The sequence below is a fragment of the Actinomyces sp. ICM47 genome (genome assembly GCF_000278725.1).
Taxonomy (GTDB): domain Bacteria; phylum Actinomycetota; class Actinomycetes; order Actinomycetales; family Actinomycetaceae; genus Pauljensenia.
Map to the genome: position 1 here is coordinate 19,752 of NZ_ALCA01000106.1, position 14,416 is coordinate 34,167.

Below are 14,416 nucleotides of genomic sequence, written 5' to 3' on the forward strand. Positions count from 1 at the left end.
GACCGGTGGTTCCCGTCCCCACGCTCCACGAGGAAACGTCGGTTAACCTTCGGCTCACGCACGAAGCGTGGTGAAAAACGACGTGTCGCGGAACGCTTCAGGGCGCATCCGCATGCAAACCCTCTATCCCACACGTGAACCCGCTGCTCCGCACGTGGGCAGCCCCGCCGACGCTCCGATGAGCGGGTTTACGTGCGCAAAAGACGTCCCCGCCTCCGACTAGTGCACGCAGCGACCTATAATCCTCACCCTGATTACTCGCTCATCGAGCGCGCGCAGATATGCCGAGGGGCCGACCTTTCGGTCGGCCCCTCGGCGTATCCCATCAACACAGTGCGAGTTCTCCCAGATGACTCCTCAAACGTAGCTCGTCGGCATTATTCGGACCCGTGTGGCCCGCGCCGTATTCCCATGCGATGACGCCTACTGTATGGAGCCAACCTTGTGGGACCCCACAGGCAACCTGGGAAAAGCCTGGGACTTTATGCGCTCGCGTCCCGACGCGGTGTTCGGGGCGCGAGCGGGGCGCGAGCCTTGGCACCATGGCAGGGACGCTACAGGAGCTGGCCCGTGTCGGAGAAGTGGTACCACTTCCACCCGATGCGTACCCATCCCGTCGCCATAGCTCCGGTGCCGGGTTGCAGGTAGTACCAGGCACCTCCGTCTGTGATCCAGCCGGTGGCCATCGCACCGGTTGTGGGATCTAGATAGTACGTATCCGTGCCCAGCGTCAGCCATCCGCTCTGCTGAGCACCCGTCGAGGAGTGGTAGTACCACGAGTCCCCGTCGAGCACCCACCCGGTCTTCGCACACCCATTCGCGTCGAATCGGTATACCTGCGCGTCGATGGTGAGCGTCGAACTGCGTTCAACAGTGCCATCCGCGTATCGGTAGCTCCAACAGCTCCCGTTGTGCGACCACGATCCCACCTGCGGGGTCGGATCCGGCTGAGGGCTGCCCGCGAGCGCCACCGTCACCGGGTGACGCAGATGCGTGGCGTCGCGCACCTCGATGCGCAGCGTCGTATCGCTGCTTGACGGGTTCCACGACAGAAGCGCAGAGGCAGAGTCGGCGTTGGCCGTCATGTCCGCCCAGTCGAGCACGGGTGTTTCGGTTCCATCCGCGCTGACCTGCGTGGCTCGCATCTGGTATCCGCCCGGAACACCACCGGTCACGGAGGCGGTGATCTGGGTCGGGGTACCGACGGATGCCGACAGCTCGTACCCGTCATCGGCCTCGGTGATTCCCACGCCGGACACGGTCACAGTTGCGGGGGTGTACCGATGGATGCGCGCGGTATCGAGGCGTGCTTGCCGCAGCGTGTTCTCAGCCGTGGCCCATGCGGGCGATCCCTGCGCGTCGGCGACATACACGTCGATGTCGTCGGGTCTTCCCCCAAGCAGGTAGGAGTACAGGGCGAATTGTGTGGTTGTGGACGGCAGGACGAGGACTCTCGGGAAGCTCCCCGAGAGGGTGATGTCCGTTATCCCTTCGCCGAAGAATGTACTCATCAGAGACGTATCCGAGGCGCTCTCTTCGTAATCCACGACGCCCTGGACCCCACCTCGCACGATGAGGTGCTGGGGAGCCGTGAGGCTTGTACCCCTCGACGAGATCTTCCTGATCTGCGTTCCAAACTCGACCGTCTCGAGTCCCGTATTCGCCAGTCCGCCCGAGTATTGCACGGAGTCGGGAATTTCCAGTTCCGTCAACGACATGGCACCGTCAAATGCGCGGGCACCGATGGTCGTCACCGCACCAGGCAGGACAATCGACGTCAGGGCAGTCGACGCGAACGCCCTCTCCCCCACCGTTGTCAGCTGCGAAGGATAGTCTCGCGTGTCGTCGAATGTCACCGAGGTCAAAGCGGTCGACGCAAACGCGTCTGCTTGAATCTCTCGGACGCTCGCGGGAATACGAACGCTGCGAATCACCCGACGCGCCTTATCAAAAGCGGAGGGTGCGATCACCGTGACCGTATCCGGAATCGTCACGTCGGGCGAGGACCCCTCGTAGCTGGTCAAGACACCCGACGCATCGATCACGAAGTCCCTGGATGCTTCGCCTTCGATCGTGACCGGTATGGACACGCTTCTCGCTCGCCCATACCGATTTCTCACCGTCGCACGCAACGTACCGCTTCCTTCCGTGCTCGACGCCGTCACCGTCGCCGACAGCGTGTCACGGCTGGGCGTGACCGTTCCAAGAGAGGCAGGCACCAGCTTCCACGTCACCGTGCGCCCCTTGAAGGTTGATGCAAGGAACGCCTCAACTGTCGCCGCTTGCCCCGCCTGGAGAGTAAGCGAGGAAGTCGACAGCTCGATACCCGTCCATGATGAGACCGCGCGGACGCTGACCTGCGCGCTCGCGGACACGCTCGATTGCGTCGTGTCGGCTGCGGTGATCGTCGCGCTTCCGGTTCCCACCGCCCGCACGTGTCCTTGATCGTCAACGGTCGCCACGGCCTCGTTCGAGGAGGACCACACGAGGCCGGTGACGGTCGCGTTGGCGGGTTCGTAGTCCGCGCGCAGGGTCGTCGTCTGCCCGACGATAAGCGAGGAGGACTGCGGGGTCAGGGACAGCGCGGTCATCGGGATCCCCGCCAGGTTCACGTGTGCCGTCGTCCGATTCTTGCCCGCGTCCCAGGCGTACAGGGTCAGGGCGGCCGGGTTGGCCGCCGTCAGGGACTCGGGCAGGTCCTTCCACGCGATCTCGTAGTGGCTCGTGTATGTGCCGTCGTCCTGATGTGCGTCCGTCAAGCCTTCCGTCACCGAGTAGGCGGGTTCGTTCTCGGTTATCGCAGAGAACCCGTACCCGGCCAGCGGCGACGAGTCAGTGATGTCGATGACCAGTGTGCGTTCCCCTGCGTCATCCCTGACGTCGAGCGTGGTCACGACGGGAGCTTGGGTGTCCAGCATCAGCTCGTAGCTTTGCTGGTGCGTGGTCGAAGACGGGCCGTCCGATGCTGCTTCAATCGTGAGGGTGTAAGGTCCGTCGGGCAGCTCTGTACCCGACGCGTCGAATCCGTCAAAGACGGCCGCGTCCGTGTGAGGGGTTTCGGCAGTGTCAGCCTGGGCGTCGACGGTGTCAGGAACTTGCGTCTTCCCGTCGAAGGGGTACTTTCGTGCGCGGTGGCGCGTGTACGAGCGCACAACTGTACCGGCCTCGTTCTTGTAGGTGTAGGTCACCACCGGTACGTTGCGCAGCAGGACAGTACGAGGTGCAATCGACGTTGGCGCTTCGGGCAGGGGCGAGCGCGAAACGACGTAGCGGGCACCATCGAGTCCCACGCGCGGCTCATCGAGCGGAGCGCGCGTCGCAAGGTTGATCAGGGAAGACCGGTCGGCGTGGAAGTCGCTTCCCTGCGCGTCGAAGACGCTGGGGTCTCCCCAGGAGCCGTAGAACCCCATGTAGGGAACCGTCAGGTCGGGTGCCCCGTCGGTGCTCGCGAAGGTGACGGCGCCGTCAATAAAGGTTCCCTTAGGCGCGTTCGCGGCGGCGTACGAGGCAAACTCAGCCTGAGGGGTCACCGTGACGGTCACGGAGGCGCGCGATCTGGCGGGCACGCGCAACGCGTTCGCCGAGAAGATCAGGGAGATACCCTGATTCGCCCAGTTCTTGGAGTGCTGGGTGAAGTACCCGTTTTCGGTGATCTCGGAGAGAGCTTGGCCTCCGAGCGTGTAGGTGTGATCGTCGCCGGACAGGTTGGTCAGCCTCACCGTGAAGCTCCAGCCCTGCGTTCCATCTCCGAGGTCTGCCTTCGGGCGAGATGGGTCGGACGCTCCTTCCACGGTCGGGTAGACGGCCGTGGTGGTTGCCGCGACCGCGTCGACGAGGCCGGCACCGACTCTACGCGGCGAGTAATAGGTTCCGTTGCGTTGCTCAACGTCTTGGAGCGGATGAGCGGTGCCCATCAGGATATTCGCAACGACAGCGTCCTTATCCGCGTGGCTCATGCGCGCGAACAACGGATCGCTTGCGATGCGCTCACGCACGAGGGCGGCCACGCCGGCGACGTGCGGGCTTGCCTGCGAGGTGCCGGTCATTCGCACGTACTGGTCAAGATATCCAGCGGAGACGACATTGCCGCCGGGTGCGGTGATCTCGGGCTTGAGTGTGATGTCGGGTGACACGCCCCAGGAGGAAGTGGGATAGACCATCGGCATATCGGTCACGGGAACCTGGTCGGAATACGTGAGGGTGATCGTCACGCTCCCGGAGGCAGAGGATCGTAGCGCCTCGGCGAGGGTGTCGTGGTCTTTGTTCGTGATGGTGACGGTCGGCAACGTTGCGTGCTCGTCGATTATTGCCGCGTAGGGAACCACACCCTGATCGGGGTCTCCGAGCATGAGCGCTGCTGGGCGCGCTGACAGGGACTCAGCCGTACTCACTTGCCGCCAGGCACTGATCCCGTTGTTGTATTCCCCGTTCCCGCCGCCGTTTTCCAGGAGAATGACATCGGAGAGATCGCCCTGGTTGTCGGCGACGAGTCGCTCGAGCGTGCTTGCATCACCCGCGCCGGCGTCAATGACGCGGTAGGTTCCCTCTGGGATGGCACGCAGGTCAGCCTTCGCCTGATCATCCCAATCAACGGCGGCGCGGTAGAAGATCCGCTGGCCCTCGTACGTCAGATAGGGCAGGGCCAACACGTTATCGACCGAGGCGACGGTCAACGACGGTTTGAAGGAACCCGGCTCGGTCACCGTGGAAGTATCCGGTTCGGTCGCGTAGGGTGCAGCGCTGCCATTGAGGGTTCCGTACGCGGCAGACCCCTCATTCCCCGCGCACACGTTGACGGTGATACCTTCATCTGTCAGGGCTTTGAGCACACCATCGTAGACGCTGCCGGCCTCGCTGCTCATGCCACCGCCTCGCACAAGAGACAGGTTGATGATGTCCGGTTTGAGGATGAGGGCGTCATCGAGCGCATCCAGCACTGCCCTGTCCTGAATACCGCTCCCATCTCCGGCCACTTTTGCAGCGATGATCTGAGCGTTCGGCGCAACGCCCCGCAGCTCGGGCGCGTTGGCGGCGGCGATACCGGCGACGTGCGTCCCGTGCAGGCTGTTGAAGATATATCCGGGATTCGGATTGTCATCCTCGTCGGCGTAATCGTAGACAAAGGGGATCTTTTTGCTCACGTAACGTCCCCCTTTCCCGTGCGGGAGTTTACTGGTCAAGGCCTCGACGTCCGCTTGACTCATGCGCACGTCAACTCCGTCCATGGAGCCGGCAAAGGCGGCATGCCCTATCACCAGTCCTGTGTCGATGATTTCGATAACCTGGCGGTCGCCCTTCAGGCTGGTCTGGTTGGCGCGAATCATCTCGAGCGTGGAGGAATTGAGCACGTTGGGGTCAATGGCGGTGAGGACGGCGTCGTCTGCATCCTCACTGATCGTCGTAGGATCGTAGGTTTGCTCGACGAATGCTGCCTTAACGCCTTCGGTGGCACGAATGGCCTCCAGGGAGGAGGCCGGGGCTTCGAGCGCGAAGCCGTCGAGCGCGTGGCTGTATTCGCGCAGGACGGTGACGACCGAGCCGGGCGCGACCCGATCAACCTCTGACTTGATGCGGGCTTTCATCTCTGCGTGTTTGGTATCCGTGCTCAGCCCAAAGACGCGCTTATCCCAGGGGATTCCGACGTCTCCTTCCTCAAGTTGGACGATGATCGTGGTCGGCGTGTCGTCGCTGGCATGCCCATCAACGTCCGAGGCCGTGGCAGGGTCCTGTGGGATGCGCGGCTGTGCGTCGCCGCCGGACTGCGCGTCGTCGCGCTGAGCAGCGAGGGTGCGCGGCTGGGCGTCGTCGGTGACGGCAGCCGCGCGTGTCGATGGGATTGTGACCGGGGTAAAAACGAGGGCACCTGCCGCTATCAGCGCCAGTGCCGTGACTTTTCGTCGGGACATCTGTGGCTCACTTGGTCGACAAAAGGGGTGGAGGTGAGGGTCGCGTCGCTGCTTCCCTCACCTGTCAATCATAAACCGATGGAGCTTAGTCGATAATTGATAATGTTTGACAGACAATCCTTCCAACAGGAGGTCACCACTTTTTTAGCTGATATAACAGCACATACCGACAGCCTTTAATTGTTCAACAGCACCTGACACCCCAGCATTTTACAAGGCTATATGGGGGACGTGGAGACGCACTGTAATAAACTGACAAACTTTTATCCACGCCGATAATGGTGACCAGCACTGCAGCTGCAGACAGGTGTGCGCCCCCGGGTGGTGTCCCAGGGGCGCACACTCGGGCGCTCACGCCCGCATCAATCACTCAGATCAGCTCCACTGGCCCAAATCAGAGAAGAAGTACCACTTCCATCCGATCCAGACCCAGCCGGTAGCCATCGCGCCCGAAGGCTGCAGGTAGTACCAGGAGTCGCCGATCTGCAGCCAGCCGGTGACCATCGCACCATCGGCCGGGTTCAGGTAGTACCAGGTGCCGCGGATCATCATCCAACCCGTGGCCATCGCACCACTACCCGGATCCAAGAAAAACCACGACGAGCCATCCTTGACCCAACCGGTTGTCATGACACCTTCGGGGCTCATGTAGAACCACGATGAGCCGAGGTGCAGCCAGCCGGTGGCCATTGCTCCGGTGGTCTCATCGAGGTAGAACCACGACATACCTTGCTTCACCCAGCCCACAGCCTGGGCGCCCGATGCCTGGTGATAGAACCACGATCCCTGATCCTTGACCCAACCGGTGCGCATGTAACCGAACTCGTCGAAGCGATAGACGGATCCGCCAATCACAAGCGTGGAGTCCTTCGGAAAGGACCCATCGGCCTGGCGATACCACCAACCACGCGCGTCACTCATCCACTCGCCCTCCGCGGGAGCCGGATCCGGATTCGGAGCAGGGTCCGGGTTGGGTGCCGGGTCCGGATTCGGAGCAGGATCCGGTGCCGCCGAGCCATCCAGGTGCACGGCCTGCTGGGCCGGGTTCAGTCCCCAGTCCCACGCGACCAGGTATGAGGACACGGGGGCCTCGGCTTCGTTACCTTTCTCGGCCCACGCGCGATTCAGGTCCGTGACCGGAACCTCGACGTGGTAGCGGTGCGTTCCGTCGGCCTGAACCTCACCGTCGCCTTCGAGGAGCTGGCGGTAGTACCAGGTGCCCTCCGCATCGGCACGCAGCTCGACGCCGGCCAGCGGCGAGGAGTCGGCAACGTCGAAGGAGAGTGCGCGTGCCTCGCCCTCGCCCGCGACCGCCGCAGAAGAGATGACGGGCGCTCGGGTGTCGAGGGTGAAGTCGTAGCTCATCTGCTGAGTGGTGGACGAAGGTCCATCCGTGGCTGCCTCGAGGGTTAGCCTGTAGCGTCCGTCCGGCAGTTCCTTCCCGGCCTCGTCCAGCCCGTCGAAGATGGGATCGTCGCCGGTGAACTCGCCCGGCTTCGTGTACCCGGTTTCCAGGTCGTAGAGGGACTTGCGCACCCGGCTCAGCGTGTACGAGCGGACGGTGTCCCCGGCCTCGTTCGTGTAGGTGGCGTTCATCTGTGGGACGGCGCGCAGCATGCCCGTGCGTGGGGCGATGGTGTTGGGGGCTCCGGGGGCCTGCGACCGCGAGGCGATGAGCCGGGTCGGATCGACCGTGACGACCGCATTGTAGTCCTGCTTATCGGCCAGCGGGTTCAGGCCACCCAGCGGGATTTCGGTCTCGGTGTCCATCAGCGCGGAGCGGTAGACGTGCGCGGGATGTGTGTCCTCGTCGGACCACTTCTCGTCAAAGATCGCGGGCGCGCCCCACGCGCCGTAGAAGCCTACGTAGGGAACGGTCAGGTCGGGTGCCCCGTCGGTGCTCGTGAAGGTGACAGCGCCGTCGATGAAGGTCCCCTTGGGGGCTTTTTCGGCGGCGTACGAGGCGAACTCGGCTTCGGGGGTCACGGTGACGGTGACGGTGGCGCTGGAGGACGCGGGAACGGTCACGGAGTCGGAGGAGAAGGTCAGGGAAATACCCTGCCCCGCCCAGTTCTGCGAGTGTTCCAGGAACACGCCTTCTTCGATGACCTCGGACAAGGCCTGCCCACCGAGTGTGTAGGTGCGCGCCTCGGGCGCGAGGTTCGTCAGCTGCACCTGGAAGGTCCAGCCCTTCGTGCCGTCGCCCAGGTCGGCCTTGGGTCGCGAGGGGTCGGAGGCCCCGATCACGGTCGGGTACACGGACGAGGTCGTGGCGGCGACCGCGTCAACCTGTCCTGCGCCGACCTTGCGCGGGGAGTAGAAGGTGCCGTCACCCAGCTCAACGTCGATGAGCGGGTGGGCGGTCCCCATGAGGAAGTTCGTGACGACCGCATTCTTCTGCGCAGCGTCCATGCCGCTCAAGAGCGGGTCGGAGGCGATGCGCTCGCGCACGAGGGCGCTGATGCCCGCGACGTGCGGGGAGGCCATGGAGGTGCCCGACAAACTCGCGTACTCGCCGTTCAAGATCGCCGAGGTGATGTTGCCGCCGGGGGCCGCGACCTCGGGCTTGAGGCGCAGGTCGGGGGTGACGCCCCACGCGGAGAATTCGGAGGCGGTCGGGTTGCTCGAGGACAGGACGATGCCGGAGTGGGTGACAGTCAGGTAGACGTCTTCTCCCCCGGCGTCGCGTATCGAGTCATGGATCGCGTCGCTGTCCTTCTTCGTGATGGTCACCGTCGGCATCTCGCGGGTGGACTCCAGAATGGCCTGGTACGGCGCGCCCGCGTCATCGGTGTCGGCGATGATGAGGGCGGCGGGCGGCGGAGTGGCCTGCGTCAGGTAGCTGGCCTTGAGGTCGTCGGTCATCGGGATGTCGAGACGGGTATCCATGCCACCCTTGTCCTCGAGGACGATGGCGTCCGACAGGTCGTAGCGGTTTGTGCTCCAGTAGCGTTGCACCTCATCACTGCCTCCGGAGTGCTCATACACGATCCGGTAGGTCTTTTCGGGGATGTCGCGCAGGCTGGGCACCGGGTCGCCCTTGCCGTCGATGGCGATCCCGTAGGGGATCTTACGGTCGCCGAGCAGGACGTAGGGCGAGGTGTCCTGCGCGTCGACCGAGGCGACCGCCAGGGTGGATCGATAGGAGGCCGGCTCGCCAAGAGTGCCCGTGTCGGGGTCGGAGGCAAAGGGCTTGTTCTGCCCGGAGTTGTTGCCGTACGCGGTGGAGAAGGCGTTGCCGGACGCGGCGTTGACGGTGATGCCCGCGTCCACGAGCGCCTTATAGACGTCGGCGAAGATGGTCCCGGCCTCGCTGCTCATGCCGGAGTCGTCGCCCAGCGAGATGTTGATGACGTCGGGCTTGATGACCAGGGCATCGTCGAGGGCGGCGAGCATGGCGGCATCGGACATGACGCCGTCGGCATCCTGGATGACCTTGGCGACAATGATCTGCGCGTTCGGGGCGCTGCCGCGTACCTCGCCGCCGTTAGCGGCTGCGATGGCGGTGACGTGCGTGCCGTGGTTCAGGTCTTTTTCGGAAGCGGGGACGACGTCGGCATCGTTGTCGGCGTAGTCGTAGGCGAAGGGGATTTTGTCGCTGACCCACGTGCCCCCTGTGGCGTGGGGCAGGCTCGGCGCGAGTGCGGCGACGTCCGCCCGCGTCATGCGCAGGGAGGCGGCATCGAGGGCACCGGAGAAGGCGGGGTGGCTCGTGTCGAGGCCGGAGTCGATGACTTCGATGACCTGGTGGTCGCCTTTTTGGGCGGCCTGGTTGGCGCGGGTCATTTCGAGCGCGGACGCGTTCTTCAGGACGGGCGCACCTGCGGGGGCAGCATCGTTCTCGGCCATGGGCGTGACGCTGCGCGCAACGGCGGCGGTCTTGACGCCCTCCGTGCGTTGGATAGCGGCGAGCGCGGCCGCGGGTGCCTTGATCGCGAAGCCCTGGAGCGCGTGGGTGTACTCACGCAACGTCGTGACGCTCGCGGAGGGGACAGCTTCGGCGACGGAGGCGGCGATCCGCTCCCGGGTCTGCGCGCGTTCAGCCCCGGCCTCGAGCTGGATGATGATCGTGGTTGGCTCGTCACTCGACGAGGCTGGGGCGGGGTTCGCGGGCTGCCCCGAGCTGGGAGGGGTGGGGCCGGAGCGGGGATGCGCTCCCCCGTCAGCTGCGAACGCAGCCGGAACGGCGAGTGTTGTCACGCCAAGGGCGCCGGCGACCACCAGGGCGAGTGCCGACGTTCTGCGGTGGGTCATCTGAGTCTCACTTCATTAACGACTGTGTTTGACAAGCTTGGCACTAAGAGCGCCTCCACAATTATGGGGAGCTTTTCCACGTGCGCAGTATGCGTTGTCGGCAACCGAGACGCGGCTTGTCACGATCCTGTCGTCCTCCCACACCAAGCGCCTCTCGAGCGCGCGCAGATACGCCGAGGGGCCGACCTTTCGGTCGACCCCTCGGCGTATCCCATCAACACAGTGCGAGTTCTCCCAGATGACTCCTCAAACGTAGCTCGTCGGCATATCCCGGACCCGTGTGGTCCGTGCCGTATTCCCATGCGATGACACCTACTGTAGGTGCCGAGTCTGTGGAGACAGCCGGAGCGTCCTGTGAAAACGCTGGGATTATGCGCCGGATCCTAGTGAATCCACTTGCCACTGTCGGAGAACTGGTACCAGGTCCACCCGATCTGGATCCAGCCGGTGGCCATCGCACCGCTGGGGCGCAGGTAGTACCACCCGTCGTCACCGCGCAGCCAGCCTGTGGTCATGCGTCCGGTGTTGACGCTCAGGTGGTACCAGGTTCCACCGTCCTTGAGCCAGCCCTTGGCCATCGCGCCGCTTCCCGGCGTCAGGTAGTACCAACCGCCCTCGACATTCACCCAGCCGGTCTGCATGGCACCGGAGGAGTCGTGGTAGCGCCATGCGCCCTCGTCGTAGATCCACCCCGTGCGCATGAAGCCATCCGAGCCGAATCGGTAGATCTTGCCGTCGATCATGATGGTTTGGCTCTTGACATACGTGCCGTTCGGATAGACGTAGCGCCAGCCGAAGAGCGTGCGGCTCCATTCTCCCGTCACGCGCGCGGGCGAGAGTTGAGCTTCCGTCGTCTGCTCGGCGCTCACGTGCGTGATGTCGCGCGTCTGAACGCGCAAGGACGGCGCGCCCTCGGTGGGCGTCCACGAGAATGCCAGGGTCGAGGCGTCCCCGTCACCCGCGTTCATTGCCGTCCAATCCTGGACGAGGGTCTCAGTCCCGTCCGCGCCGACCTGGGTGACGCGCAGCTCGCGGCCCTCGGGCACGCCACCGTTCACGGTGGCGGTGACACTCACCGACGCGTCCTTCCATGCGAGCGCGCCCCCGGCCTCGTCATTGGTAGCGTCGAGGCCCTTCAGCGTGAGCTGGGCGGGAGTGTAGACGTGCAGGTGGGACAGGTCGATGCCTTCCTTGACGAGTTCGGCCTTTGCGACCTCCCAGGCGGGCGATCCTTCGGCTGCTGCCACGTAGACCTGCGCGTCGGTCTTGTAGCCAGGCGAGGAGAAGGGGTCGAGTTGGAAGGAGGTGATGGTCGAGGGCAGGACGATGACCTTGGGACCCTTGCTGCGCACGTCCACCTTCGTCATACCTTCGCCGAAGAAAGCGCTCTCGATGCGGCCGTTGGAGGGTTCTCCGTCGGTGTAGTATTTGCCATTCACGCCGCCGCGCACGATGAGGTGGCGAGGTGCCAGGTTCTCGCGCGTGGGCATGAAGAGTTCACGCACCTTCGATCCGAGGATGACGGTGTCTAGGCCGGTGTTCTGGATGCCGCGAACGACTTCGAGCGACTCGGGGAAGGTCATGTCTACCAGGTTGGTGCACCCCTCGAAGGCCGAGTAGTCGATGGTCGTCAGCCCCTCGGGCAGGATGACCCGGGTAAGCGATCTGGCCCTGTCGAACGCTTGGTACCCAATCGCAGTGGTCCCGGCGGGCACCTCGTACTCGTTGCCAGCTCGGGACGCCGGGTAAAGGATCAGGCTGGCCCCGTCCTTGGTGTAGAGGACGCCATCTACCTCAGAGAACGAGGCATTAGCTGGGTTCACGGTCACGGTTGCCAAGGCGGTGTCGCCGCTGAGAGCACCGGAGCCAATGGATGACAGGCCCGCTCCCAGGTGCAGCTGCGTGAGAGAGGTGTTGCTCGCAAGAGACCACTGCCCGATGGACGTGACACTATCGGGCAGGGTCAGAGAGGTCAGGGCGGTCCCCATCAGGGCACTCCCGTCGAGCATCGTGAGCCTGCCGAGGTCCGGACGCAGGTTCACACTGGCCAGGCTGCGAGCGTATATGAAGGCACCGTCGGGCAGAGACGTGGCACCTCCAATATCGACGCTCGTCAGCTTCTCCGCGTACGCGAATGCCCAATACCCCGCACTCTCGAAGCCGTCGGGCAATGTCAGCGAGGTCAGGTGTGAATGCGTAAATGCCTGCGAGCCGATCGTCCGCAACGTAGAAGGCATCGTCACGGTAGCAACCTGTGCGTTCTCGAAAGCGGATTGTTCGATGGTGGTCGTCCCCTCGAGGACGGCGTAGCTCCCTCCAGGGTTTTTGGCCGTCGGGTACGCGATGAGGCTCGAGTGGTCCTTCGTGTACAAAACGCCCTCGTCACTGGTGTAGTTCGCGTTGTCCGGATCCACGTCGATGGTCGTCAGACTCGGCGTGTACTGGAAGTCCCCAACTAGGAGACCCGGGCCGATATTGGGTCCCAGGTGGAGCGTCTTCAGGCCCGCCATACCCTCGAAGGCACCGACGACCGTCTGCACAGAGCGAGGCAACGTCAGCGTCTCGATAGGGGTGTTGGAGAACGCTTCGTCGTAGATCGCTGTGAGCTGGGAGGGGTGGGCCGAGTCATCCTGGAAGGTAATTTCCTGCAGGTTGGTGCCTTTGAAGGCTTCGTAGTCGATGGTGCGCACACTGGCGGGCACCCACACCTTGGTCAGCTGGGACGGGAAAGCACCGGAAGAGATGCCCGTGACACCCTCGGGGATTTCAACGTCCTGACTCTTTCCCTGGTACTGGACGAGGACGCCGTCATCGTCCGTGATGAAGTCGCCGCGAGGATCGGGCTGGACCGTCACGGGCACAGTCACCGTCTTAGTCACCCCTGCCTCGCTCGTGACGGTCGCGGTTAGCGTGCCGGTTCCCGCCTGCTCAGCGCCCTGAAAGTCGATCGACGATGCATCGTCGCGGCTATAGAACGCCCCAAGAGTGGTGGGGTCCATGCTCCAGGTGACTGCGCTTCCTTGGAGGGAGGGGGCGAGGAGCGCGTGCAGGTAGACCTGCCGGTTGAAGATGGCCGACACCTCGGGGACGGACAGCTCCATGCCCACGTCCTCGGGGATCTCACGGACCTGAACCGTGGACGTGGAGGTCAGGCTCGAATCATCCTTGTCGGTCACGGTGATCGTCGCCTCACCGACACCGACCGCGCTGACGTGTCCTTCCTGGTCGACGGTAAGAACCGACTCATCCGAAGACTTCCAGACGATGATGCCGGGGTCGAAGTTTCCTGAATCGTAAGAGGCGTCGAAGATGACGTTCTGGCCCAGTGCCAGGTCGGTAGCAGTCGGCCACACGTCCAGCCTCGTCGTCGGCACACCGATACTGGGTGCTTCAACTGTTGCGGGCTGGAGAGCTCCGGTCACACCGGTGCCCGCGGCGGTGGCCGCAGGCACGCTCAGCGCGGTCAGGGCCAGGACGCCGGTCGTTGCCAGCGCGACCGCTGAAAATGTTCGATGGGACATGTACACCTCGCTTGGTTGAGAACTAGTGGAGGGGAACGCCCACTGCTATGTGGCGTAATCCATGCTCAAGCCTAGTATGTTGCCCCCTTGACAGATGCTCGTTTTGCCATATTTTCTCAGCATATGTCAAACATGTGACACGTTAGGTTATAGGCTTTTTCGCCCAACTGTTCAGAATGCACATACGCACAACTAAGCCCACGAGAAAACACCGCTCGATACACGTGACACACTGAAGAACATGGGATGAAAGTAACGCGAGGGCGCAGCCAACCACTCGGTCGACCACGCCCTCGCGCTAGGTCACTCGACTACTCGACCCACTGACCTGAGTCGGCAAACCGATACCAGGCCCATCCGTCGCTCACCCACCCGGTGGACATCGCTCCACTGCCGGGCGTCAGGTAGTACCACGAGCCACCATCGACGACCCACCCACTGGCCTGCACGCCCGAACGCAGGTGGTAGTACCAGACACCATTGTCACGAACCCAGCCGACGCGCATATAGCCGGCCGCATCGAAGCGGTAAACCCAACCACCGATAGTCACAGCTGTACCGACCGGATAGGAGCCGTCGGCGTAGCGATACCACCAGCCACGAGCACCCCAGACCCACTCCCCTGTCTGCTGTTGGGGTATCGACGTCTGGATCGGCGCGGGACCCGGTGCCTGGCTCGGCGCGGGAGCGGGCGGCTGGCTCGGGGCGGGAGCGGGCGGCTGGCTCGGCGCGGGA

3 protein-coding genes and 1 pseudogene are annotated in these 14,416 nt (G+C 63.8%); all 4 read right to left on the reverse strand.

Annotated features, from left to right (window positions below; all coding sequences use genetic code 11):
• Positions 1-554: 554 nt before the first annotated feature.
• Positions 555-5,906 carry a S8 family serine peptidase gene (locus HMPREF1136_RS11400; protein ID WP_009648731.1) on the reverse strand — a complete coding sequence of 1,784 codons (5,352 nt, stop codon included), beginning with the start codon at positions 5,904-5,906 and terminating at the stop codon, positions 555-557.
• Positions 5,907-6,281: 375 nt separating this feature from the next.
• Positions 6,282-10,160 (reverse strand): S8 family serine peptidase, encoded by a 3,879-nt coding sequence (locus HMPREF1136_RS07510; RefSeq protein WP_009648744.1) that lies wholly within the window; start codon positions 10,158-10,160, stop codon positions 6,282-6,284.
• Positions 10,161-10,543: 383 nt separating this feature from the next.
• Positions 10,544-13,681, reverse strand: a complete 3,138-nt coding sequence (locus HMPREF1136_RS07515) for a leucine-rich repeat protein (RefSeq protein ID WP_009648743.1) — start codon at positions 13,679-13,681, stop codon at positions 10,544-10,546.
• Positions 13,682-13,992: 311 nt separating this feature from the next.
• Positions 13,993-14,416 (reverse strand): annotated as a pseudogene (locus tag HMPREF1136_RS10920) (S8 family serine peptidase); the annotation flags it as partial.